This window comes from Christiangramia sp. OXR-203 (assembly GCF_034372165.1).
Classification (GTDB): Bacteria; Bacteroidota; Bacteroidia; order Flavobacteriales; family Flavobacteriaceae; genus Christiangramia.
On the sequence record NZ_CP139698.1, the window covers coordinates 1,092,734 to 1,117,470 of the forward strand.

Consider the following 24,737-nt stretch of genomic DNA (forward strand, 5'->3'; position numbering starts at 1 on the left):
TATATTGGTCAAATGAAGTTCCAATTATTTTATCTTCTATTAGTATCCCAGTTCATAAGCTTCGGTCAGTTTTCGGCGAAAGAGATAGAAAAAGGCTATAAATTCTATAATTCTCATAATGGAATTTTTCAAAATAACACGAAATTTACCATAAACCCCAATCAAATTGAGAATGTTTGCTATTACATAAATCTAGACTCGATCTTAGCTAACTTTAAATCATTTAGTCCCGATAACTTCGATAAATTAGATATTGTTTTTTCCGAAGATCAGGTAAACACTTTGAATAGAAAACTTCAACAAATAGTCAAAGTAGAACTTGATCCTGAAAAACTTGATTCGCGGTATATCATAGGAGAATTTGCTGTAACAAATGAATCATTTCCAGTTTTTCAAAAATCTATTGATGGTGTGGAATATGCCTTTATATATCAAAGTAATCTAACGGTGCCTGAATATTCCAGATTGTTGATATACGAAGAGAGAGATGAAGATTGGGTTGTTTTAGGCTTTGGTCAGTTACCTTTATTTGACAAGGAGGGAATGAGGGAAAGAATTCAAAAATTTCCAGAGGAGTACCAGGTGATCAACAGTATTTTATTAGGAACAAGGGATCTAATTCAGCTTGAGTTCGTTGAAATTGACAGGATTAGTAATGGGTATTCTGCAGAATCTTTTCAAATACCAGACAATATCAAAAATAAACTGGATAAGGATGATCTTAGAAAGATGATGAATTTTCTTAATAATGCCGAAACTGGTAAGATGGATATTGCCCACTTATTTGATGGTCTGAAAGTATTTCCAGAATCCGAAATTGATAATTGCGGGAAAACTATAATTCGATTAAGTAGACCTTATTTATTTGAAGTGGAGGGTGAGAAATATGCTTTAATATATTCTTCTATTATATCTTCACCGCTAAACTCGGGAGCTAGTATTAAGCTACTTAAAAAAAGTAATGGACTTTACGAATTGATTGCATCACCTATGCTTTGGGTAAGTTAGTCTATTCAATGTCCTCATTCGAGCAGCAATTAATCTAACTAAAGCCGGGCACAAATTCCGAAAGAACATTTCACTTATTAATCAATTGGCATTGATCGCATTAGTGATTGGACTCTTTACGCAATTTGTTGGCCTGATACAGATCTTTGATGCTTTTGAGTCTCTTGATAACGTGAACCCGGCAATATTTGCAGCAGGACTTAAAGTGAGTTTACTTGCTCCATTATTCGGTGGATTTACCTTTTTGTTTGGTAGGATCTCCAGTTTTATTCTCAACTGGATCCGAAAGTCTGATCTCGATGCCAACACGACCCAAACTTACTAGCTCTTATCAATTATCATTATGCGAACAGCCATAACCCTGAAGGATAACAACGTGCAGCAAATTTTATGGCGCTTTATTATTTTTCATTTTCGTAGAGAAACATTCACTACATTTAACCGTTAATTCTAATTTTAGAAATCATGGCAAAAGAAAAATCACCTTCAAAGAATTCAGCTAAGAAAGAACCTGTACTGAGTTTAAAAGAAAAGAGAGCAGCGAAGGCAGCAAAGAAGAAAAACAGATCATAAACATAAAGGAGCGCAAATGCGCTCCTTTTTTATTTTTTCCATCTCCGGTTGGCGTTCTTGTCACCACGGGTTTTTGGTTTCTTATATTTCTTGGCAATTTCCCGGCGATAACTACCTCCAAGATTTACCTTTTTGTTCTTGTCCTTTTTCTCGTGAAAGGCAGGTCCTGCTTCCTGATCATCTGAATGCGGATTATAAATCTCTATGGATCTTGGCTTTTCTTCCTCGATCAATTCTGTAGAAATTTCAACAGCCTCCGGGATCGAATGTTCCGGAATTTGCATATCCATCAGGGTTTCGATCTTTTCGTAATTTTCGGCTTCAGCTTCGGTCTTGAAAATGATCGCAACACCTTTCTTTTCTGCCCGACCGGTACGACCAATACGGTGCATATAGTTTTCAGGATAATGCGGAGTGTCAAGGTTGATCACGTGTGATACATTCTCGATATCCAGACCACGAGCCATGACATCTGTAGAGATCATGATACGCGTACGACCTTCAGCAAATTCCTGCAGACTGTTAAGTCGGTAATTCTGACTTTTCCCTGTATGAACCATACTTACCTGATGCCTGAATTCGGCATTAAGAATATCGTATAGTTTATCAGCAAAACGCTTGTCGGTCGTGAAAATAAGCACTTTTTTATATTCATCCTCATCGGTGAACAGCTCTTTAAAAAGATTTGCCTTTGTGTTGAAGTTAGGAACTTTATAAGCTCGCTGCTCTATATTTTCAAGAGGTGTACCACTTACGGCAACAGATATTTTCTCGGGAGTTTTGAAGTTTGCGTCGATCATCGCTTCAACGGTTTCGGTCATAGTTGCCGAAAACATGATGCTCTGCCTGTTCTGCGGAAGCAATTCGAGGATATTATTCACCTGGAACTTAAAACCAAGATCCAGCATCACATCTACTTCATCGATCACGAATTTCTGAATGGATTTTAACTGAACAGCTCTGCGCAGCACAAGATCATACAATCGTCGTGGAGTTGCTACCAGGATGTCCTGTCCCTGCATTAAATCCTGGTGTTGCGTATTAATGTTCACGCCACCATAGATTCCTGAAATTCGAACATTAATATACTTTGCGATCTTTTCTATCTCTTCAACAACCTGAACAACAAGTTCACGTGTTGGCACAAGAATTAAGATCCTGGGGTTTTTTTGTTCCGAATATTTGAGCATTCTCAACATTGGAAGCAAATAGGCAAAGGTCTTACCAGTACCCGTTTGTGCGATCCCAACAACATCCCTTCCAGACATGATCGATGAAAACGCCTGTTCCTGGATTGGAGTAGGTGTCTGGAAATTAAGATCTTCCAGTGCATTACGCAATGGAGTGTTAAGGTTTAGATCCTGAAAGCTCAAAGTATAAGTTTTTATTTTTGCAAAGGTACTGCTTAACGTGCTAACCTGCACATTTATATACTAGTAAATGCGAATCTGGTAACTAGCCTTAAAATCATCATTCACATTCAGCACCTCATTCCCGGCTTTTTCTTTGAAATTTTTACTGGCATCTGCAAGATCTGTATAGCCAAGCCATGGTTCTATGCAAACATAAGCTGCGTTTGGCTTAGCCCAGATCCCAAGGTCCTTAAAATCTTCAAATTCAACTCCCAAAATAGCACCTTCAGTTTTGCTATGTAGATCAACTTTTTTTGATTTGATACTTCGGAAGATCAAAGCGTCTTTATCAAAGAGATCTGGTCTAAGCTGAAGGTTCTGCTCATTTTCAAGTATCACTTCCGAATTCTCACCAAGTAAACCGTTTTCATCAAGGATCTCTGTCGTAAGGTTTAGTTTCTGGTCAAACTGAAGAGAAAAATCCTCAATTTTTTCATCTTCAGAATAGAGAATATTGAAGGCAGGATGACCTCCAAGTGAAAAATATAAAGGCTTTTCATCAAGATTAACAATATGATGCTTTACTTCCAATTGCTTATCCTTCAGAATAAAGTAGATCCTGAAGGTAAATTTAAATGGATACATCTTCAAAGTTTCTTCAGAATAAAGAAGCTCGAAAACAAGCTGATCTTCAGTTTTCTCTTTTAGTCCTATCTGGTCGTTATGCCGAATAATCCCATGTTTGGGTAAACTATAAGTTGCGCCTTCAAATTGATATTCCCCATCTTTCAGCATTCCAATAATTGGAAAAAGATTAGGCGCATGACTTCCCCAAACATCTGGATTTGCCTGCCAGATATGTTCTCTTCCAGATTTTTTATTCAGAATACTGCAAAGCTCGGCGCCAGTTTCCAGAACTCCGATCTTTAGATGTTCATTCTCTATATAATGAGTGGTTTTGTCCATAAATTTTATCTCAGTTGCTCTCTTACCAGATTTTTAAACGAAAAGCTAAGATAAATTTTCAGTAATTTTAGAGAAAATCAAACATGAAAAAGATTCTCGCATTCGCCGGTTCTAACAGTAGTACTTCCATAAATCAAAGACTTCTGAATCATATCACAGGACGTATCCAGGGGCATGAAATTAAAATACTTCAATTAACCGGTTTTCCTTTACCAGTTTATGATGAAGATATCGAAAAGGAATCGGGAATTCCAATGAACGCAAAGATCATTCACAATCATATTCTTGATCACGATGCCCTGATCATTGCCGTGAATGAGCATAATGGGACTGCTTCTGCATTTTTTAAGAATATCATTGACTGGTTATCCCGGAATCAAAAAAACTTTCTTGAAGGGAAAAAGATCCTTTTGGTAAGTACTTCTCCAGGTAAACGCGGAGCCAAAGGTTCTCTGGATTATTGGAGTGATATCTTCGGAAGATTTGGCGGCGATGTGATCGAAAGCTTTAGTTTTCCATCTTTCCAGGATAATTTTGAAGATGCTAAGGTGACAAACGAAGTGCTGGATATGGGAATTGAAGATGTGCTTACTACCTTTGCGCATCAAATCGAAGCTTAATTGAGAACAAAAAGATCTTTTGCCGTACAGGATATGGCAGATTTCAAGGAGAAATTACTCACCTGGGGAAACAGTTTTCCGGATATCGTATGGCTGGATAGTAATCTGGATTCTTCGGAAAATACCGAATTTGAAGCAGTACTTGCTGTAGAAGCATTTACCGCTATCAAAACCGATTATCAAAATGCCTTCGATAAACTGAAGGAATACCAGCAAACTACTAAGGACTGGATTTTTGGTTATTTAAGCTATGACCTAAAAAATGACGTAGAGCGACTAAAATCTTCTAATTACGACGGACTTCAATTTCCGGATCTTTACTTTTTTCAGCCTCAAAAACTAGTATTTTTAAAAGATAATATAGCCGATTTTATATACCTGAGAATGGTAGATGACGAAATTGAAACTGATTTTGAAGAGCTTCAGAAGCTTAAGCTCAAAACTGAAAAATCTGAAGGAAAAATAGTAATACAATCCAGAATTACTAAGGAGGAGTACCTTGAAAAGGTGGGAGGAATGCTGGAGCATATTCATCGCGGAGATATTTATGAAGCGAATTTATGCCAGGAATTCTTCAGTGAAAATGTGGATCTGGATGCATTTTCTATTTACCAAAGTCTTAATGAGATCTCAACACCTCCTTTCGCTGCATTCCTGAGACTTGAAAATATCAATTTGGTTTCGGCTTCTCCGGAGCGATATCTGCGGAAAAAAGGTGATCAATTGCTTACTCAGCCAATTAAAGGAACTGCGAGAAGATCTGCTGATCCTGAGGAGGATAAGGAAATAGCTCTTAATCTGGCGCGGGATCCAAAGGAAATGTCAGAAAACGTTATGATCGTGGATCTTGTTAGAAATGATCTTTCCAGGATCGCTGAAAAAGGTTCAGTAAAAGTGGATGAACTATGTAAAGTTTATTCTTTTAAACAGGTGCATCAAATGATTTCTTCAGTCACCGCTACGATCGCCAAAGGCATTGAACCGGTTGAGTCTTTACGAACCAGTTTCCCCATGGGAAGCATGACCGGAGCACCCAAAATTTCAGCAATGAAAATCATAGAGAAGCTGGAAAGTACTAAACGGGGACTCTATAGCGGCGCCGTGGGTTATTTCTCTCCAGAAGGTGATTTTGATTTCAACGTGGTGATTCGCAGTATTCTTTATAATTCTACAAATAAGTATCTGTCATTTTCAGTAGGAGGAGCAATTACTGCAAAATCGAATCCTGAAAAAGAATATGAAGAATGTCTGTTGAAATCCAGGGCATTACGTGAAGTTCTGGAGAACCTTTAAGCAGCTTTTCATTAAATTCAGGCTTTGTATATTTGAGTAGATATGGAAAAAGCCTTCAAAAAGATCATCAAAGAAGAATACCCTTTTCTTTGCACCAATAAGTTGTTGATCGCCGTAAGCGGTGGTGTGGATAGTATTGTTCTGGCACATCTATGTAAGATGTCAAAAATGGAGTTTTCCATCGCACATTGTAATTTCAATCTTAGAGGAGAAGAAAGTGATGCAGATGAAGCATTTGTGAAAGAACTTGCAGAAAAAATGGAAGTCCCATTTTTCACTCAAAGTTTCAATACGCTGAAGTTTGCTGAAAATGCTGGTATCTCTATTCAAATGGCTGCCCGGGAATTGCGTTACAACTGGTTTGAGGAACTTTCAAATTCCATGGAGTTTGATTACACCTTAACTGCACATCATGCGAATGATAATCTTGAGACTTTTTTGATCAATCTAATTCGTGGTACCGGCCCGGAAGGTTTGCAGGGTATAAAAGATAAACATCATCAACTTATAAGACCACTAATCAATTTTTCCAGGTCTGAGATCGAGGAATTTGCCAATACTGAAAGCTTGAAATGGCGGGAGGATTCCAGCAATGCTTCAGATAAATATATGAGAAACCGTATAAGACATCACATGGTGCCACTTATGCAGGAACTTAATCCGCAATTGCTCGAAAGTTTTGCGAAAACTCAGCAACACTTGAACGAAAGCATGGAGCTGGTAGAGGACTATATGAGTCTGCTTTATCCAAAGATCATCAGCCGGGACGTATTTGGATATGCCCTGGATATTGCCTTTTTAAAGAAAGTGCCTAATTCGAAGCAGGTACTTTATCAGCTGCTCAAATCATTTGGATTTACCGAGTGGAACGATGTTCATGATCTTATGGATGCACAGACAGGTAAAATGGTGCTTTCAGATACTCACAGGCTTATTAAGGATAGGAATAGATTATTGCTGACTGAAATTCAGGATGAGTCGATCAACATGGAATATCAACTTGAAAAAGGGGAGGAGTTCGTAATGATCCCTGAATTTGGAACTCTGCATTTGACCGAAGTTGAAAAATTTGACAAGTCCGCAACCTACAGTATTTTTGTTCCTATTCGAAAACTTAAATTTCCTTTGCTGATCAGGAAATGGAAAGAGGGTGATTTCTTTGTTCCCTTCGGAATGAAAGGTAAAAAGAAGCTGAGTGATTATTTTAAAGATGAAAAATTCAGTTTACCACAAAAGGAGCAAACCTGGCTACTGTTTTCCGGAGAAGATCTTGTCTGGATTATCAACCAACGTGCAGATAATCGCTTTTCCGTAGAAAAAGGAGATCGGGAAATCCTTAAAATCAGCTTCAGCTAAGAGAATTGACATATTTAATACGTACAAGCTCTTGTTTTTCCTGAATTCCTTCAGGAATACTTACCTAATTTCTATCTTTAGACGCTTTATAAAAATATTCGAATGAAAATATTCAATACTTCCCTGTTTTCAGTATTACTTCTATTTATACTGAATCCCTTAAGTGCTCAAAATGAGACAGATTACGATGTCAAAGCCCATTATGATAAAATGGAAGTGGACATTCCCATGCGAGACGGTGTCAAACTCCACACTACGATCTACACTCCAAAAGATACGTCATCTGAATATCCAATGTTGATGCAGCGAACTCCCTATAGTTCCCGGCCTTATGGTGAAGATCAGTTCAGATCCAAAATCGGTCCTAATGAAATTATGATGAAAGAAGGGAATATCATTGTTTACCAGGATGTACGCGGTAGATGGATGAGTGAAGGGAAATATGATAATATGCGTGCATTTATTCCGAATAAAAAAGGGAAAGAGGTAGATGAAGCCAGCGATACTTACGATACGATAGAATGGCTGATCAATAATGTGGAAAATAACAATGGAAAAGTTGGAACCTGGGGAATTTCTTATCCAGGATTTTATAGTACGTATTCACTTTTGAGTGGGCATCCAGCTCTTAAGGCAGCATCTCCTCAAGCAAGCATCGGTGATTTCTTCTTTGATGATTTTCACCATAACGGTGCTTACTTGCTGAGCTACTGGAGAGCTACGGCGGTTTTTGGATATCAGAAAGATACTCCTGTAGATACCAGCTGGTATGACTTTCCAGAATTGAAAACTCAGGATCAATACCAGTTTTTTATGGATGCGGGTCCTTTGAGCAATCTCGATGAATATTATAAAGAAGATAACGAGTTCTGGCAACAATTAAAAGAACATCCAAATTATGATGAGTTCTGGCAAAAACGAGGGATCGTACAGCATATGAAAGATATAAAGCCGGCGGTTATGATCGTGGGCGGACTATTTGATGCGGAAGATCTGTACGGACCTTTCAATATTTACAAAAGCATAGAAGAAAATAGTGATAATCATAATATGATTGTTTTTGGTCCCTGGAGTCATGGTGACTGGGCTAGGGAATCTGGAAGACAATCTGTTGGGAACGTCTATTTTGGTGATAGTATATCCACTCACTTTCAAAGAGATTATGAAACCGAATTTTTTAATCATTTTCTGAAGAAAAAAACTAAGGATGCTTTGAGGTTGCCTGAAGCACATATTTATGATACAGGAGCTCGCGAATGGAACGATTACGCTGAATGGCCGCCGAAGAATACTATGGAAAAAACCTGGTATCTGGGAGCTAAAGAGAAATTATCAGAGACTACTTCAGATCACGAAGAAACATTTGTGAGTGATCCGGCGAAACCAGTTTCTTATAATAATGAGATCAAAATGGTCTTTACTCCAAGGGAATATATGTCTGGAGATCAGCGTTTCGCAGCTAGGAGACCAGACGTTCTGGTATTTGAAACTGAAGTCCTGGAAGAAGACATGAAAATGACCGGACCCATTGAAGCGATGCTGAAAGTGGCGACAACGGGAACTTCAGCAGACTGGGTTGTGAAATTGGTGGATGTTTATCCTGAAGATGCAGAGAACTACGAAGAAACCATGCCTCATCTTAAAATGAGCAATTATCATATGATGGTTCGTAGTGAGGTGATGCGCGGCAGATTCAGAAATAGTTTTGAGAACCCGGAAGCATTTGAGCCTAATAAAAAAACCGATGTAAGTCTTACGTTGCAGGGCGTGAATCATACCTTCAAAAAAGGACATAAAGTACAAATCCAGATTCAGAGTACATGGTTTCCACTCATCGATCGAAATCCACAGACCTATGTTGATAATATCTTTGAAGCTGAAGAGGAAGATTTTCAGAAACAAACACATACGATCTATGGAGATTCAGCCATTAAATTTTCAGTTTTAGAAGAATAAATCTTAGAATGAAAAAATCAGTTTACCTATTACTATTCGGAATTTTGCTAAGCTCATGTGGTAATGAAAAGCAAAATTCAGATTACTCTGAAGAGGAGCAGCAAAACGCTTCCGAAGAAATGAACGCTTACTTTGCGCGTGAGTTTGAAAAAGAAGTTCAGGAATCTCCAGAGACCCAGACCCGAAGAGGGTTGAAGACAAATTATGATCAATGGGATGATTATTCCAATCTCAAATATGCGGAAGATCTTGAGCAGGCGCGCGAACGTATGGATTATCTGGATCAGGTAGATGTAGCGGCTCTGGATGAAGATACCAGGTTGAGCTACGATCTGTATCGCAGGCAGGTTCAAAATGAGATCGATGATTATGATTTCAGGTTCTACAATTATCCTATTGAACAAATGCACGGACTTCATGCAGAACTTCCTGCTTTTTTAATCAATATGCATCGCATAGATTCCATTGGAGACGCCAGGGCTTATATTGCCAGACTGGAAGGACTTGAGAAAGTGATGAAAGATGTGATCGAACAGTTACAGCTTAGAGAGCAGAACGGAATTATTCCGCCTAAATTCGTTTTCGACAGAACACTTGACGCTTCAAGGAATATTATCAAAGGAAAGCCATTTTCGAAGTCGGCTAATGCAAGTGCCTTATTGGAAGACTTCACCACGAAGATCGATCAATTAAATCTGGAAGATGCAGAGCGAACAAAACTGGTCAATGCTGCGGAAGAGGCACTGGTAGATCATGTTCAGCCGGCTTACCAGAGTTTGATAGATCATTTGGAGAATCAGCAGTTGCGCGCTACTGAAGAAGCGGGTGTATGGAAATTCCCAAAAGGGGAGGAGTTTTATGAACTTGCTTTAAAAAGAGTAACTACCACAAATCTTTCCGCAGAAGAAATTCACCAGATAGGATTAAGTGAAGTAGCTCGAATTCATTCAGAAATGGAGAAGATCATGGAACAAACAGGTTTTGAAGGTAGTCTTCAGGATTTCTTTGATTTCATGAAAAACGATGAGCAATTTTATTTTGCAGATACGGAAGAAGGTAAAGAACAATATCTTGCAGAGGCTAAACAGGTCATTAGTACTATGAAAACAAGGCTTCCGGAGTTGTTTAATACCATGCCTGAAGCAGATATCGTTGTAAAAGCGGTAGAACCTTTTAGAGAAAAGAGTGCTGGTAAAGCTTTCTACCAACAACCCGCTTTGGACGGCTCCCGCCCCGGAACTTATTATGCGAATCTTTATGATATGAAAGCGATGCCCAAATACGAAATGGAAGCACTTGCTTACCACGAAGGAATTCCAGGCCATCATATGCAGATCGCTATTGCCCAGGAACTTGATTCTATACCAGATTTTAGAAAATTCAGCTTTTACACTGCTTACGTGGAAGGTTGGGGATTATACAGTGAATATATTCCGAAGGAAATTGGATTCTATAAAGATCCGTATTCAGATTTTGGCCGGCTTGCAATGGAACTATGGAGATCCTGCAGGCTGGTAGTAGATACCGGGATTCATGCAAAAAAATGGACAAGGCAGGAAGGTATAGATTATTATCGTGAAAATACACCAGCCGCTGAGAGTGCCTGCGTTAAAATGGTAGAACGACATATCGTAATGCCAGGGCAGGCGACGGCTTATAAAATTGGGATGAATAAGATCCTGGAACTTAGAGAAAAGGCAAAAACTGAACTGGGAGAAGAGTTTGATATCCGTGAATTTCACGATGTTGTATTAACAGATGGTGCTTTACCGCTTACGATTCTGGAGACTAAAGTGAACAACTGGGTACAGAGCAAAAAATAAGTATGTTGAAAACAGTACAGGAAGAAGATCTAAAGATCATCGAGTTAGAAAATGGGCAGCAGAGCAAGCTAAAGATTTTGAACCTTGGAGCGACATTGTTTAGCTTTAGTATAAAAGACAAGAGTGACAAGCCGGTAGAAGTTGTTGCAGGTCCTGCTAAGATCGCAGATTATATTAGTGAAACTTACTGGGAGCACAATAAATGTTTTGGAGCCAGTATTGGTCGTTTTGCGGGAAGAATTGCTGAAGGGGAATTCAGCATTGGAGAGGAAGATTTTAAGCTGGAGGAGAATTTAGACAATGCGCATTTACATGGAGGAGCAAATGGTTTTCAAACGAAAATCTGGGAAATCAAAAAGATCACAGAAGCACCGAATCCTTCGGTAAAAATGACTTACGTAAGTAAGCATATGGAAGAAGGTTACCCTGGCGAAGTCAAAGTTGAGGCGACTTACACTCTGACTGAGGATAATCATGTGAAGCTTTCCTACCGCGCCAAAACAGATAGAAATACGATCATTAACCTTACCAATCATACCTACTTCAATTTGAATGGTGGAGGAAGTATTAGTGATCATTTTATGCAGGTTAATGCTTCCAAGATCCTGGAACTGGATGAAAATAACCTACCGACTGGAAATTTGACAAAACTCAGGGATCATCCTAAGGACTATCGCGAGAATAAATTGCTTGGCAACAGGGAACTCGATGATGTTTATGTACTGGATGTGATGGAAAATGAAGTGCAGGCACAATTATTCGCTCCGCTCACCGGGATCAAGCTAAAAGTGATGAGCAATCAGCCCGTTGTAGTCATCTACTCTCCGGAAAGTCTTCCGGCAGATATGGTGTATCTTAATAAGCTGGATGAAAATTTTCCAGCGGTCGCGATCGAAGCACAAAATTATCCTGATGCTCCCAATTTCAGAAACTTCCCTAGCAGTCTGCTAAAACCGGGTGAAGTCTATGAAAACAACATCGTTTTTGCTTTTTCTGTGAAATAATAATTCTATATTTATCCGAAGATTTTAAGAAAAGATTATGATAGGAATTTTATCCTTCGTTGGATTTACAGCACTCGTAGCTATTATCGCATATTTCGCAACCAGAAGAACTGATGAGTCCACCAGTGATGGTTATTTCTTAGGTGGTAGGAGTCTGACTGCCGGCGTAATAGCAGGTTCGTTATTACTAACAAATCTCTCTACCGAACAGATCGTAGGATTGAATGGAAGTTCATATGCCAATGGTTTATCGGTGATGGCCTGGGAAACTCTTGCCGCTATCGCGATCGTTGTTACCGCGATTTTTTTACTACCAAGATATTTAAAAGGAGGTCTCACAACGGTTCCGCAGTTTCTGGCTGAACGATATGATGTTACCACTAAAACACTTACTTCAGCCCTATTTCTTACAGGTTATGTAGTTGTCTTACTACCAATTATTCTCTATTCTGGATCTGTAGCGATTAGCGGGATGTTTGACGTTCCTACTCTTTTAGGAGTTTCAGATGATGCAGCTATAAAGATCTGCGTTTGGGGAATTGGAATTATTGGTTCTATTTATGCTGTTTTTGGCGGATTGAAAGCAGTCGCCGTCTCTGATAGTATAAACGCAATCGGACTATTAATTGGAGGGATTCTGGTACCTATCTTTGGACTTGTGATCATTGGAGATGGTAGTTTTCTTGAAGGTATCACAACGCTAACAGAAACTAATCCTGAGAAATTCCAGTCCATGGGAGATGAGACCAGCCCGGTTCCTTTCCATACTCTTTTTACAGGAATGATGCTGGTACAACTATTTTATTGGGGGACTAATCAACAGATCATTCAACGTGCTCTGGCTGCTAAAAACCTGAAGGAAGGACAGAAAGGTTTAATGCTGGCTTCTTTCATCAAAATCCTTGGGCCGCTAATTGTGGTTCTTCCCGGTATCATCGCTTTCCATATTTTTGGTGCAGATCTTGAAAATGGAGATGAAGCATATCCACTTTTGGTGAATAGAGTATTACCAGGTTATTTGATTGGATTCTTTGCAGCTGTTATTTTTGGTGCTATTCTAAGTTCCTTTAATAGTGTACTGAATAGTTCGGTAACCCTCTTCGGAATCGATATTTATAAGCAACATATAAATAAGGATGCTAATGAGAAAACCATAGTTCGTTATGGTAAAATCTTCGGAATAGTGCTTGCCGTTGCTGCAATGTTCATCGCTCCTTTAATAGCCAATGCAGGTAGTTTATTCGATTATCTTCAGGAGGTAAATGGAATATATAGTATTCCAATTTTAACGATCATTGTAGTTGGCTACTTAACCAAGTATGTTCCAGCTATTGCCGCAAAAATCGGACTTATATCAGGATCTCTATTATATATCTTAAGCCAGTTTGGACTGAAGCCGTACCTAGCTGAAAGTGCTTTAGAAGATGCCGCTGCCAGTGGAATTACAGATGCCGCAGAATTAGCAGCAATTGAAGCAAGTGCCTATCCTCACTATCTGGATGTCATGGCAATTCTTTTTGCTTTGAACGTTGTAATCATGCTGGTTATTGGAAAGTTGAGACCTCGAAAGACACCTTACTTACAGGAACATACAAAACAAGTGGATATCACGCCATGGAAATTTGTGAAACCGGTTGGTTTTGCAATTATCGTTATAGTAGTTGGGGTATATGCATATTTCGCATAACACCAAACAAAGAACTATAAACAAAAAACCCTCGAAAGATCGATCTTTCGAGGGTTTTTTAAGTTACAACATGTTCTGAATTAGCTCTTTTTATAATGTTTTTCAGATTGTGCATTCAGCATCTTCACGGCTTGTTCTGCGGTGATGTCTCGCTGAGGTCCTGCAAACATCTCATAACCAACCATAAACTTCTTAACCGTGGCAGATCGTAATAATGGTGGATAGAAGCTCATATGAAAGTGCCATTCAGGATGGTCCTTGCCATTGGTTGGGGCCTGGTGTATCCCGGAAGAATATGGAAATGACGTTTCAAACAGGTTATCATACTTAGTAGTTACCTTTTTTATAATATCTGCAAAAGCAATCTCTTCTTGTTCATTAAGATCTGTTATTTGCTGAAGATGCCTTTTAGGAATGATCATCGCTTCGAAAGGCCATACTGCCCAGAAAGGAATTAAGGATACGAAATGCTCATTCTCATCGAGAATTCGTTCTCCAAAGGCCAGCTCCTGATTTAAATAATCACCAAGAAGGCTGAAATTGTTCTTTTGCCAGTATGCTATAAATCTCTCAGATTTCTTTGAGATTTCGGTTGGGATGGACGATTGCGACCATATTTGCCCATGAGGATGCGGATTGCTACAACCCATGATAGCACCCTTATTTTCAAAGATTTGGATGTAATTGATGTCTGGATTTTTCACTAGCTCAGCGAACTCGGTTTTCCAGATCTGCACAACCTTCTTGATTTCTGAAACCTCCATCAATGGAAGAGTCAGCGAATGATCTGGAGAGAAACAAACAACTTTGCAAATTCCCCTTTCAGTTTCAGACTTTAATAAACCCTGCTCAAAATTTAATTCAGGAGTATCTGGCAACAGGGAGCTGTAATCGTTTATAAATGTATAAGGTTCAGAATAATTCGGATTCGTTTCTCCGCTTGCCCTGGTATTTCTTGGACATAGATAGCAACCCGGATCGTATGAGGCATTCTGGCTGGTTTTATTCTCTTCGGTTTTACCCTGCCATGGTCTTTTTGTGCGATGCGGAGAAACCAGTATCCATTCACCGGTCAAAATATTATACCTGCGATGAGGTAGTTTGTTTATTTCATTATTCATGGGATACCAGTTTTATAATTTCTGTTCCGGCTGATGGTGCTACTTCAATTGCTTCCGGATAGATCTTGAATCTTTCAAAATACGCTTCGGCAACTTCAGTAATATAGCCTTCAACGTTTTCAGAATTGATAAGATTAATGGTGCAACCACCAAAGCCACCACCCATCATTCTGCTTCCATAGATAAATTCTTTTTCTTCAGCATAATTAACCAGAAAATCAAGTTCCTGGCAACTCACCTCATATTGATCCTGCAAGCCGCGATGAGAAGCATACATCAATTTCCCTAATGCCTGAAGATTATTATTTCGAAGTGCCTCTGCAGCTGCCTGCACACGCTCGTTCTCCTGTAGGACATATAAACAGCGTTGGTAAGTTTGCTCTGTAAGTTCTGATCGATAACTTTCTAGCAAGTCAAAATCCACATCTCGTAAGCTTTTTATTTGCGGATTCTTCAATTGAATTATCCTGATCGCTGCTTCACATTCCTCACGCCTGGAATTGTAATCACTGTCGGCCAGATTATGAGAAACCCTTGTATCTAAAAGGAGCAGTCTAAAATTTCCAAGATCTGCAGGAATATATTCAGTAGCAAGACTTCGGCAATCCAGTTTGATAAAATGATCCTTTTTACTGAGAATGGAAGCAAATTGATCCATGATTCCGCAGTTGGAACCTACAAACCTATTTTCGGCACGTTGAGCCATCTTTGCGATCTCAATTTTGCTCAAATTCAGATCAAATAATGCATTAAGGCCTGCACAGAATCCACATTCCAGTGCTGCGGAAGAACTTATCCCGGCACCGGTAGGAAGATCGCTGGAAATTATACAATCAAAACCTTCCAGCAATTTATTCTCCTGCAGAAGTTCGTGAATGATCCCGAGTAAATAATCTCTCCAGTCGCTTTGCTTTGTTAAGGGCTGGTCGATGTGAAATTCAAATCCATTGCTAAAAGTGTCACTATATATTCTGCAGAAGTTTTCCGTATCATTTGTTCTGAATTTGAAACTTATATGCTTATCGATCGCTGTGGGCATTACGAAACCTTCATTATAATCTGTATGTTCTCCAATCAGGTTGATTCGACCAGGAGAATTAACGAGTAATTTCGGTTGGAAATCATCAAAAACCGAAGGCTTCGTAGAAAAAGATCTGATATTTGTCAAGACTTGATTAATTTTGAGTAATTCAAATATAATAAACGTCATACTTACATTTATTATTTCAGAATATAATTATGCACACTAAGAACTCACAACTGGAAGTTTTTGAACCAACAGATCTGTACCAGATCAGGGAGAAAATGTATGTCGCGACAGACTGTATCATTTTTGGCTTTCATGAAGGTAAGCTTAAGTTGCTGGTATTCGAGCGTCAGGTAGAGCCCTTAAAAGGTTCCTGGTCACTTGTTGGTAGCTTTGTACGGCTTGATGAAGATCTCGAGCTGGCAGGGCAGAGGGTTTTGAGAGAGGCTACTGGATTGAACGAGGTTTTTATGCAACAATTAAAGACCTATGGTAAACAGGACCGTGACCCGGGCTACCGTTGTATTTCTGTAGCTCAATACGCTTTAATTAGAGTGGAGGATTATATAGACAAACTGGAAAAACATTATGGTGCCCGCTGGTTCGAAATTGATGATCTTCCCGAATTAGTTCTGGATCATGATCAAATGGTACAGGATGCATTGGAACAACTAAGACATAACGCGCGTCACAGACCCATTGGTTTTGAGCTGTTGCCAGAGAAGTTTACCATTCCACAGTTACAGAACCTTTATGAAGCGATCTACCAGAAGCCACTGGACGCGAGAAACTTCAGAAAAAAAGTATTATCTCTGAATGTTTTAGAAAAACTGGAGGAAAAAGATAAATCGGGTAGTAAACGCGGTGCTTTTTTGCATAAATTCAATAAAGAGAATTACTTACAATTATTAAAAGCTGGATATAATTTCGAGATTTTTTAAAATCTGAAAATAGTTTCTTTAAATAATTGTATGAATTACATTTATTATTAATTTAGAAAAACATTTCAGGATGGCTAAAGATCAATCTCGTAGAAAATTATTAAAGAACCTGGGTATTGGAGCAGGTTTACTTGTTATTCCATCATTTTCCAATGCATCCGGTTTCGATGTTGCAATTAATAATTTACAAGACCCTACTTCAAAGATTAATCATTCTGTTTGTCGCTGGTGTTATGCCGATATTCCCCTTAAGGAGTTTGCTAGAGCCTGTAAAGAATTGGGAATTAGTGCTATTGATCTTTTAAAACCTTCAGAATGGCAAATTGTACAGGAGGAAGGTCTAAAATGTTCCATGGCAACCGACGATTTTATCAGTTTGACCGATGGATTCAATGACCCTGAAAATCATCAGAAATTGCAATCTGCTTACATAGAACTCATCGACAAAGCTGCAGATAAGAATATTCAGAATGTCATCTGTTTTTCTGGGAGTCGGCGTGGGATGGATAATGAAACTGGCTGGAACAACTGTGTAGACGGATTAAAGCCTTTATTGGACCATGCTAAAACTCGTAATGTCACCCTCGTCATGGAATTGCTGAATAGCAAAGTAGACCATCCAGATTATATGGCAGATCATACGTCCTGGGGAGCCGAACTTGCCAAAAGACTGGACCGACCAAACTTTAAACTGCTCTACGATATCTACCATATGCAGATCATGGAGGGTGACATAATTCGAAACATTAGAGAATTTCATCCTTACATCAATCATTATCATACCGCGGGAAATCCCGGAAGAAACGAGATCAATAATTCTCAGGAATTAAACTATCCTGCAATCATCCAGGCGATTTATGATACCGGTTTTGATGGTTATATCGCTCAGGAATTTATTCCAACCTATGAGAATAAACTAAAAGCGCTTGAAGAAGCCATTGGAATTTGTACTATCTAAACATAAATTTTAATGACTCAAAATATCAAATCGATCACAGTTCTTATATTACTGATTTTTAATATTAATACAGCTTTCTCTCAAGTAACTACAGTTGTAGACGAAAAGGGAATAATTCGATGGGAGCCTTCCGGAGAGGAAGTAAAAGGTTTTGGAGTCAATTATTCGGCACCATTCGCACATGCTTACCGTTCTGCTGAAAAACTTGGGCTTGATATCAAGGCCGAAATTGATAAAGACCTCTACCATTTTTCCCGGCTTAATTTTGATCTGTATCGTCTTCACGTCTGGGATACAGAAATTAGCGATGCAGAAGGGAATTTACTGGAAAATGAACACCTGGATGCGTTCGATTATTTGCTGAGTGAACTTAAGAAACGCAAGATCAATTTTGTGATCACTCCAATCGCATACTGGGGAAATGGCTGGCCGGAACCAGATGAAGATACTCCGGGATTTTCGAATAAGTATGGCAAGGAAGGAAGCTTGACCAATCCCAAAGCGATCGCTGCCCAGCAAAACTATCTTACGCAATTTATGAGCCACGTGAATCCATATACAGGAATTGCGTATAAAAATGATCCAAATCTCATCGCGGTTGAAATCAGTAATGAACCACATCATCGCGGCACTCCTAAGGAGGTAAAAGAATTCATTAATAAACTCACAAAGGCCATCCGGGATTCCGGTTCTCAAAAACCTGTCTTTTATAATGTCACCCATAGCGTTCACCTTGCAGACACTTATTTTGAATCAGATATTCAGGGTGGTACTTTTCAATGGTATCCAACCGGACTTGGTTTTAAGAAGGAAATCCCGGGAAATTTACTTCCCAATGTCAACGATTATAATATTCCGTTCAGCAATGTCATCGAAAATAATAACGCCGCTAAACTTGTGTATGAGTTTGATGCTGCCGATGTTAATAGATCATATATCTATCCCGCAATGGCACGCAGTTTTCGAGAAGCGGGAATTCAGATCGGGACGCATTTTGCCTATGATCCATCTTTCCTGGCATATGCGAATACTGAATATAATACCCATTATATGAACCTCAATTATACTCCGCATAAGGCTTTAGGTCTTATGGTCGCCGGGGAGATCTTCCATCATACCAAACTGGCCGAAGATCAGGGAACCTATCCCGACAACTTAAAATTTGGAGATTTTCTTATTCAGTATGAGGATGATCTAGCGGTCTATAATTCTGCGGAAAAGTTTATTTACACGAATTCAAATGCTGAAAAGCCTAAGGCTATTTCAGAATTAAGAGAAATTGCGGGTCACGGTAGTTCTGAAGTGATCGAATATGGAGGGAAAGGAGCTTACTTTCTTGATAAACTTGAAGAAGGAGTCTGGCGTCTGGAAGTAATGCCCGACCCATTTCTTATCCAGGATCCCTTCGGAAATAACAGCCTTGACAAAACGATATCTGTGATCAAGTATAATTTGAACGAAATGGAAATTAATCTTCCTGGACTTGGTGAAAATTTCGATTTCAAACAGATAAATACTTCGGAATCTGAAGTTCAAAAAGCCAAAGGTGGTGCAATATCAGTTTTACCCGGCACTTATATTCTTTCTGCTGAAGGGAAGGATTTTGAATTTGAAAATTTTGAGGGAGAGTTCCGTTTGGAAGTCGATAATTTTGTGGCAGTAGAAGAGTCGGTTGACCGTACATATGTCCTACATAAAGCCACAAATGCCGCGGAAGCAAATCAGAGTTTTTGTATCGAAGCAGTGATTGTTTCGAATGAGGAGATTAAGAAAGCCGAAATATGGTTTCAGAATGGGAATATTTATGAAGCAGTACAAATGAAAGCAAAAAATCAATACGATTATTCTGCTGAAGTACCGCAAAATTTACTTGTTCCAGGAACACTTACTTACCACATCATTCTGGAAACTGAAAATGGAAAACTAACATTCCCTGGAAACGTTTCAGGTAGTCCGGAGAACTGGGACTTCTATTCTGAAGATGCATATTCTACTCGTATCTACAATAAAGGTTCTGCCATCTCACTTTTCGATGCTTCTGTGGATGCACATATGGTAGTTCATTCATGGAAGCCCGGCAATAAAGTTGTTCCCATAAATTCGGTTGAAGACGAATTTCAGGTAAGACTGGATCAATTATTTTCACTAGATATTGAGAACAAAAACGCAGCTCCAATTTACGATTACTCTTTTCGGTATAATTTTCAGAAGAAAATAGGAGCAAGGCTTCCTGGAGATCAGAAGGAACTTATCATCAAGGCACGTAACCTTAAATTGGGTACAGAGAAACTTCAGGTAGCTTTATTAATGAAAAACGGTTCAGCTTTTGGTAAAATAATCGAATTAGATCAAGATTTAAAAGAAATAAGGATCAGACTGGATGAGCTTGAGCCAGTGAAAACGGTTACGTTGCCACGTCCTTACCCGGGTTTTTTATCCTATTATTTTGAGCATCAGAATCCGGAAGATTTTGATCTTCAAGAGGTGGAAGCACTTCAGTTTTCTATTGGTCCGGGGATCGAGCGTGAAAATCTTCAGAAATCACATGAAATTGGTATTGTAAAGGTCAATCTCCAGTAGTAGAAATATCTATACAAAAAAAGGTCTCGTTCTCACGAGACCTTTTTTCAGTTTAACATTTACAACAATTAAATTATCCACATTTAGAAGAGCCACAATCTTTACAGGTAAGGCAACCTTCCTGGTAAATAAGATTTGAGGAATTACAGTTATTACATTTTTCCTTCTTAGCGACCGTCCCATCTGCGATAAAACGTTTAAGAGCGCGAACCACCCCATTCTTCCATGTGTTAATAGATTCGCTGTCCAATTGCAGACTGTTAATAAGGTCCACAACCTTGTCGATAGACATTCCATGACGTAGTGTACTTGAGATCAATTTCGCGTAATTCCAGAATTCCGGATTGAATTTATGCGAAAGTCCTTCGATCGTGGTTTTGTAACCACGTTTATTCTCGTACTGGAAATCATAACGTGAAGATCCATCTTCATTTCTTGCTTTGATGATATAGCCTTCAGTTACCCAGCGAGGGATAAGGATACCTTCTTCATCATCTGCAAAACCGGTAAATATCTCATATGGTCTGTCATCTACAAGTCCGATAAATGCGATCCATTTATCCTTATTGTTCTGGAAACGAACCACATCGGCTGTTAGAACTTCTGGTCTCTTGAGAGGGAAAGATCCGGAAGTCTGTTCCTCATCTTCCTCTTTTTTCTCATCGTTAGAGATTAAAACTCCAGATCTTGAACCATCACGATAGACAGTAACACCTTTACAACCAGCTTCCCATGCTTCCAGGTATAGTTTTCCAACCAATTCCTCTGTCGCATCGTTTGGAAGGTTAATGGTCACACTAATAGAGTGATCGATCCATTTTTGTACAGCTCCCTGCATTCTCACTTTGCTAAGCCAGTCTACATCATTAGATGTTGCCTGGTAGTAAGGAGAAAGTTTAACAAGTTTATCTAGTTCTTCGTTCGAGTAATTCTTATCGGTATCGTATCCTTTAGCCTTCATCCATTGCTTAAAACGATGGTGGAAAACTACATACTCTTCCCAAGAATCTCCCACTTCATCCACGAAATCTACGCGTGCTTCCTTGTCATTAGGATTTACTTTTCTTCTTCTTTTGTAAACTGGTAGGAAAACAGGCTCAATTCCAGAAGTAGTTTGCGTCATTAGACTGGTCGTTCCGGTTGGAGCGATCGTTAAAAGCGCGATATTTCTACGACCATACTCTAGCATGTCGTAATACAACTTTTCATCAGCTTCTTTTAATCGAAGAATGAATGGGTTGTTTTTCTCTCTTTCTGAATCAAATATCCCAAAAGCACCTCTTTCTTTCGCAGTTTCTACGGAAGCTCTATAAGCTTCAACAGCGATATTCTTATGAATGTCTACAGAGAAATCGATTCCTTCCTTACTACCATATTTAATACCTAAACCGGCAAGCATATCGCCTTCCGCAGTAATACCTATTCCGGTTCTTCTACCTTCATGTGCTTTTTTACGGATATTAAGCCAAAGATTTTTCTCAACAGCCTTTACTTCTTCATTTTCTGGATCTGCATCGATCTTACCAATGATATTGTCGATCTTTTCCAGTTCAAGATCAATGATATCATCCATAATTCTTTGTGCAGCAGAAATATGTTTTTTAAATAGTTCGTAGTTGAAATGCGCGTTGTCTGTAAATGGCTCTTCTACATAAGAAAACAGGTTGATCGCAAGCAAACGACAGGAATCGTAAGGGCAAAGTGGGATCTCTCCACAAGGATTGGTAGAAACCGTTTTATATCCAAGATCTGCATAGCAATCTGGCACAGATTCGTTGATCACCGTATCCCAGAATAGAATTCCAGGTTCAGCCGATTTCCATGCGTTATGTACGATCTTCTTCCAGAGTTTATCTGCCTCGATCTCTTTTGAAACCTTTGGCTCTGCGGAAAATATCGGATATTTCTGAGTATAATTGGTATTGTTCTTTACAGCTTTCATGAACTGGTCATCGATCCTAACCGAAACATTGGCACCTGTAACTTTGCCCTGCTCCATTTTAGCGTCGATAAAATCTTCTGAATCAGGATGATTTACAGAAACCGAAAGCATCAAAGCTCCACGACGTCCATCCTGTGCTACTTCTCTTGTAGAATTGGAGTAACGCTCCATAAATGGAACGATCCCGGTAGAGGTAAGCGCAGAGTTCTTTACGGCCGATCCCTTAGGACGTATGTGAGAAAGGTCATGACCTACACCACCACGTCTTTTCATTAACTGTACCTGCTCCTGGTCGATCTTCATGATCCCACCATAAGAATCTGAATTTCCATCATTTCCTATAACGAAGCAGTTAGATAACGAACCAACCTGGTAAGGATTCCCAATTCCAGCCATAGGACTTCCCTGCGGAACGATATATTTAAAATCCTTGATAAGATCGAAAACTTCGTCTTCGGTCATAGGATTTGGATACTTTTTTTCAACTCTTGCGATCTCGCTGGCGATACGTCTGTGCATATCGTTTGGAGTGAGTTCATAAATATTCCCGTCAGAATCTTTAAGGGCGTATTTATTTACCCAAACTCTGGCGGCAAGATCGTCGCCTTTGAAGTATTTTAGTGAAGCTTCGAAGGCCTGTTCCTGAGTATAAGTCTTTGGAACAACTGGATTTTCCTGTACAGGCATAAAAATGAGATTTTTAGGTTAGAAATGCTCTAATCGGCTGGTATAAAACTAGGCATTATTTCCGGACAATTAACAAAGCGTTTAGAAAAAGTTTTCAAACAAAAACGGTTAATTAACTGATAATCAATTAACTAAATATTTACTAACAATAAAAAGTTGACAAATAATGAAAACATTTAATTTAAGGTTTGGAGTTTCTATACTATTGAGATTCAGCAGTAGAAATAGGGGGTGAGCATCAAAATTAGGCTAAATTAAATGCTTTTTGTAGAGTATTCCAGAGAAAAAGTAACAAAAAAAAGAGGCCTCACAAATTTGTGAGGCCTTCTTTGAATTAACACCTATGAAAATTCAAAATAAAAATTTTTATTCTGTAATTGACCAGATCGAATATCCATTTGCAGGAGCCTCGATAGTCACCGCTCCATTTTCATCGGAGGTAGGGGAATATGCTGAATTCGAACTATAATCCTGTAAGGTAACATTACTCCAGTTCGAACTTACTGTTCTTCTTTTTGTACTATTATTGATGCTAATATAAAGAATTAATCCAGGATTAGTACCTGATCCATTTCTTTTCATAACATATTCATCCTGATCTGCATAAAGTAACTCGGTGTCACCAGTTGCAAGGCTATTATGAATCGAAATTAACGTCTTTAATTCATCTTTAAATTCTTCATTCTCATAATCTGAATAGAAGATCGTAGGATAACCAGGATGAGTTAAGATATAGGCATAAGCCTTCATTTTATTGGAACTCATGATATAATTATCCTCGTTAGAGTCTTTTTCGGTATCATGATTTGCAGTAAAGGTTACCGCATCTTCAGGATTTGTTTTCCAAAGCATATCACTCTCGAGAATACTAAGATTTTCAAATCTGTCCAGACTTTCTTCCAGTTTGTAAAACGTAGAAAAATCAAAAGCAGGTGATCCTGAAGCTTCGATCCAGTCACGAAGCACATCTGGATTTCCATCGAAATTTTCTCCTACAGAGAATCCTCCAACGGCCTCATTCCACTCTTTTACTACCCATGGTTCGAAACCTTTAACGTAATCAAAACGCCAACCATCAAATCCCATTACGTTCCTGTAATATTTCGCTACTGAATTCTCATCCTTCCAAAGCCAGTCCTGAACTCTTTCTCTATGGTGATCAAGATTGGTCTCTTCATAAAAAAGACTTCCCGGATCATACTGGCTTACACTATTTGGGTAAAAATCCTCGTAAGTTCTGTTGAACATCCCTGAAGCATTTCCATTCGCTTCATCAAATAAAGTATAAGTATCGTAATCCCGGTAAGGATTGTATTGCAAACCTCCACCAGAATTGTGATTCAGGACAATATCTGCGATTACTTCAATATCATTGCTATGGGCTGTGGCGATCAAATTCTCAAGTTCTGTTCTTGAACCGAATCTTGTTTCTACAGTTCCATGCTGGTCATAATTACCAAAATCGAAATAATCTGAAACATCATATCCCATGGAATAGCCACCAGATTGTCCTTTAGCGGGAGATGGTATCCAGATTCTGTCTACACCAGCTTCAGACCATTCCGGCACTTTTTCAGAAAGGTTGTCCCACCAGGCAAATCTTGGTTCTACATCCCAATAAAATGCCTGCATCATTACCCGGCTGCCATTGTCCAGAGATGCCAGGTCCAAAGCCTGAGGCTCTGATGGAGCAGGGATTTCTGGGGTACCGGTTATATCATCTGTCTCGTCCACGATGTCATCTGAATCATCACCGGAGCACGAACCTATAAAGAGTGCCCCACCAAGCAGGAGACTGCATAAAAATTTATTAGTATTCATAATTAGTTCAGTTTAAAGAAAA

18 protein-coding genes are annotated in these 24,737 nt (G+C 39.0%); 12 read left to right on the forward strand and 6 right to left on the reverse strand.

What is annotated here, in order from left to right; all coding sequences use genetic code 11:
- Nucleotides 1-12 precede the first annotated feature (12 nt).
- Together T8I65_RS05115 and T8I65_RS05120 are read left to right on the forward strand one after the other, a co-directional pair.
- Entirely contained in the window at nt 13-1,008 is a 996-nt protein-coding gene (locus tag T8I65_RS05115) for a hypothetical protein (protein ID WP_322302322.1), read from the forward strand.
- Between the two features lie 91 nt (nt 1,009-1,099).
- Nucleotides 1,100-1,333, forward strand: coding sequence for a hypothetical protein (locus T8I65_RS05120; RefSeq protein ID WP_322302323.1), 234 nt, complete (start codon nt 1,100-1,102; stop codon nt 1,331-1,333).
- A 277-nt stretch (nt 1,334-1,610) separates the two neighbouring features.
- On the opposite strand, the gene T8I65_RS05125 is transcribed toward T8I65_RS05120, so the two are convergent.
- Both T8I65_RS05125 and T8I65_RS05130 read right to left on the reverse strand, forming a co-directional pair.
- Nucleotides 1,611-2,954 carry a DEAD/DEAH box helicase gene (locus T8I65_RS05125; protein WP_322302324.1) on the reverse strand — a complete coding sequence of 448 codons (1,344 nt, stop codon included), beginning with the start codon at nt 2,952-2,954 and terminating at the stop codon, nt 1,611-1,613.
- A 60-nt stretch (nt 2,955-3,014) separates the two neighbouring features.
- Entirely contained in the window at nt 3,015-3,899 is an 885-nt protein-coding gene (locus tag T8I65_RS05130) for an aldose 1-epimerase family protein (RefSeq protein WP_322302325.1), read from the reverse strand.
- 83 nt (nt 3,900-3,982) lie between these two features.
- Here T8I65_RS05130 and T8I65_RS05135 point away from each other — a divergent pair, with 83 nt between their 5' ends.
- The 7 genes from T8I65_RS05135 to T8I65_RS05165 all read left to right on the forward strand — a co-directional run bounded on the left by T8I65_RS05135 (nt 3,983) and on the right by T8I65_RS05165 (nt 13,638).
- On the forward strand, nt 3,983-4,519 hold the full coding sequence (locus T8I65_RS05135) for an NAD(P)H-dependent oxidoreductase (protein WP_322302326.1): 537 nt from the start codon (nt 3,983-3,985) through the stop codon (nt 4,517-4,519).
- A complete protein-coding gene (gene pabB / locus T8I65_RS05140; RefSeq protein ID WP_322302327.1) occupies nt 4,520-5,812 on the forward strand; it encodes an aminodeoxychorismate synthase component I in 1,293 nt (430 codons plus the stop codon).
- Between the two features lie 42 nt (nt 5,813-5,854).
- Nucleotides 5,855-7,168, forward strand: coding sequence for a tRNA lysidine(34) synthetase TilS (gene tilS, locus T8I65_RS05145; protein ID WP_322302328.1), 1,314 nt, complete (start codon nt 5,855-5,857; stop codon nt 7,166-7,168).
- 102 nt (nt 7,169-7,270) lie between these two features.
- Nucleotides 7,271-9,124 carry a CocE/NonD family hydrolase gene (locus T8I65_RS05150; RefSeq protein WP_322302329.1) on the forward strand — a complete coding sequence of 618 codons (1,854 nt, stop codon included), beginning with the start codon at nt 7,271-7,273 and terminating at the stop codon, nt 9,122-9,124.
- Nucleotides 9,125-9,132: 8 nt separating this feature from the next.
- The gene (locus T8I65_RS05155) at nt 9,133-10,947 is read left to right on the forward strand and encodes a DUF885 domain-containing protein (RefSeq protein ID WP_322302330.1); all 1,815 of its coding nucleotides are present in this window, start codon (nt 9,133-9,135) and stop codon (nt 10,945-10,947) included.
- Between the two features lie 2 nt (nt 10,948-10,949).
- Nucleotides 10,950-11,951 carry an aldose epimerase family protein gene (locus tag T8I65_RS05160; protein WP_322302331.1) on the forward strand — a complete coding sequence of 334 codons (1,002 nt, stop codon included), beginning with the start codon at nt 10,950-10,952 and terminating at the stop codon, nt 11,949-11,951.
- Nucleotides 11,952-11,988: 37 nt separating this feature from the next.
- Nucleotides 11,989-13,638: a solute:sodium symporter family transporter gene (locus tag T8I65_RS05165; protein ID WP_322302332.1), complete on the forward strand. Its 1,650-nt coding sequence runs from the start codon at nt 11,989-11,991 to the stop codon at nt 13,636-13,638.
- A gap of 80 nt (nt 13,639-13,718) precedes the next feature.
- Here T8I65_RS05165 and T8I65_RS05170 read toward each other — a convergent pair whose 3' ends face one another.
- A complete protein-coding gene (locus T8I65_RS05170) occupies nt 13,719-14,759 on the reverse strand; it encodes a UDP-glucose--hexose-1-phosphate uridylyltransferase (RefSeq protein ID WP_322302333.1) in 1,041 nt (346 codons plus the stop codon).
- Nucleotides 14,752-15,927, reverse strand: a complete 1,176-nt coding sequence (gene galK, locus T8I65_RS05175; RefSeq protein WP_322302334.1) for a galactokinase — start codon at nt 15,925-15,927, stop codon at nt 14,752-14,754. The genes T8I65_RS05170 and galK overlap by 8 nt, the downstream gene beginning before the upstream one ends.
- A 71-nt stretch (nt 15,928-15,998) precedes the next feature.
- On the opposite strand from galK, the gene T8I65_RS05180 reads away from it, so the two are divergent.
- The 3 genes from T8I65_RS05180 to T8I65_RS05190 all read left to right on the forward strand — a co-directional run bounded on the left by T8I65_RS05180 (nt 15,999) and on the right by T8I65_RS05190 (nt 20,265).
- Nucleotides 15,999-16,727 (forward strand): NUDIX hydrolase, encoded by a 729-nt coding sequence (locus T8I65_RS05180; RefSeq protein ID WP_322302335.1) that lies wholly within the window; start codon nt 15,999-16,001, stop codon nt 16,725-16,727.
- Nucleotides 16,728-16,797: 70 nt separating this feature from the next.
- On the forward strand, nt 16,798-17,685 hold the full coding sequence (locus T8I65_RS05185) for a hydroxypyruvate isomerase family protein (protein WP_322302336.1): 888 nt from the start codon (nt 16,798-16,800) through the stop codon (nt 17,683-17,685).
- 12 nt (nt 17,686-17,697) lie between these two features.
- Complete coding sequence (locus T8I65_RS05190) at nt 17,698-20,265, forward strand: hypothetical protein (protein ID WP_322302337.1); 2,568 nt, start codon at nt 17,698-17,700, stop codon at nt 20,263-20,265.
- 73 nt (nt 20,266-20,338) lie between these two features.
- Here T8I65_RS05190 and T8I65_RS05195 read toward each other — a convergent pair whose 3' ends face one another.
- Both T8I65_RS05195 and T8I65_RS05200 read right to left on the reverse strand, forming a co-directional pair.
- Nucleotides 20,339-22,894 (reverse strand): adenosylcobalamin-dependent ribonucleoside-diphosphate reductase, encoded by a 2,556-nt coding sequence (locus T8I65_RS05195; protein ID WP_322302338.1) that lies wholly within the window; start codon nt 22,892-22,894, stop codon nt 20,339-20,341.
- Between the two features lie 366 nt (nt 22,895-23,260).
- Nucleotides 23,261-24,715 carry an alpha-amylase gene (locus T8I65_RS05200; RefSeq protein ID WP_322302339.1) on the reverse strand — a complete coding sequence of 485 codons (1,455 nt, stop codon included), beginning with the start codon at nt 24,713-24,715 and terminating at the stop codon, nt 23,261-23,263.
- Nucleotides 24,716-24,737: the final 22 nt, after the last annotated feature.

Excerpts from the sequence above, each read along its gene's own strand:
- tilS (WP_322302328.1), top strand. The coding sequence starts at position 5,855 with ATGGAAAAAGCCTTCAAAAAGATCATCAAAGAAGAATACCCTTTTCTT.
- T8I65_RS05160 (WP_322302331.1), top strand. The coding sequence starts at position 10,950 with ATGTTGAAAACAGTACAGGAAGAAGATCTAAAGATCATCGAGTTAGAA.
- T8I65_RS05170 (WP_322302333.1), bottom strand. The coding sequence starts at position 14,759 with ATGAATAATGAAATAAACAAACTACCTCATCGCAGGTATAATATTTTG.
- T8I65_RS05150 (WP_322302329.1), top strand. The coding sequence starts at position 7,271 with ATGAAAATATTCAATACTTCCCTGTTTTCAGTATTACTTCTATTTATA.
- T8I65_RS05180 (WP_322302335.1), top strand. The coding sequence starts at position 15,999 with ATGCACACTAAGAACTCACAACTGGAAGTTTTTGAACCAACAGATCTG.
- T8I65_RS05155 (WP_322302330.1), top strand. The coding sequence starts at position 9,133 with ATGAAAAAATCAGTTTACCTATTACTATTCGGAATTTTGCTAAGCTCA.
- T8I65_RS05115 (WP_322302322.1), top strand. The coding sequence starts at position 13 with ATGAAGTTCCAATTATTTTATCTTCTATTAGTATCCCAGTTCATAAGC.
- T8I65_RS05195 (WP_322302338.1), bottom strand. The coding sequence starts at position 22,894 with ATGCCTGTACAGGAAAATCCAGTTGTTCCAAAGACTTATACTCAGGAA.
- T8I65_RS05165 (WP_322302332.1), top strand. The coding sequence starts at position 11,989 with ATGATAGGAATTTTATCCTTCGTTGGATTTACAGCACTCGTAGCTATT.
- T8I65_RS05200 (WP_322302339.1), bottom strand. The coding sequence starts at position 24,715 with ATGAATACTAATAAATTTTTATGCAGTCTCCTGCTTGGTGGGGCACTC.
- T8I65_RS05135 (WP_322302326.1), top strand. The coding sequence starts at position 3,983 with ATGAAAAAGATTCTCGCATTCGCCGGTTCTAACAGTAGTACTTCCATA.
- T8I65_RS05190 (WP_322302337.1), top strand. The coding sequence starts at position 17,698 with ATGACTCAAAATATCAAATCGATCACAGTTCTTATATTACTGATTTTT.
- T8I65_RS05130 (WP_322302325.1), bottom strand. The coding sequence starts at position 3,899 with ATGGACAAAACCACTCATTATATAGAGAATGAACATCTAAAGATCGGA.
- T8I65_RS05185 (WP_322302336.1), top strand. The coding sequence starts at position 16,798 with ATGGCTAAAGATCAATCTCGTAGAAAATTATTAAAGAACCTGGGTATT.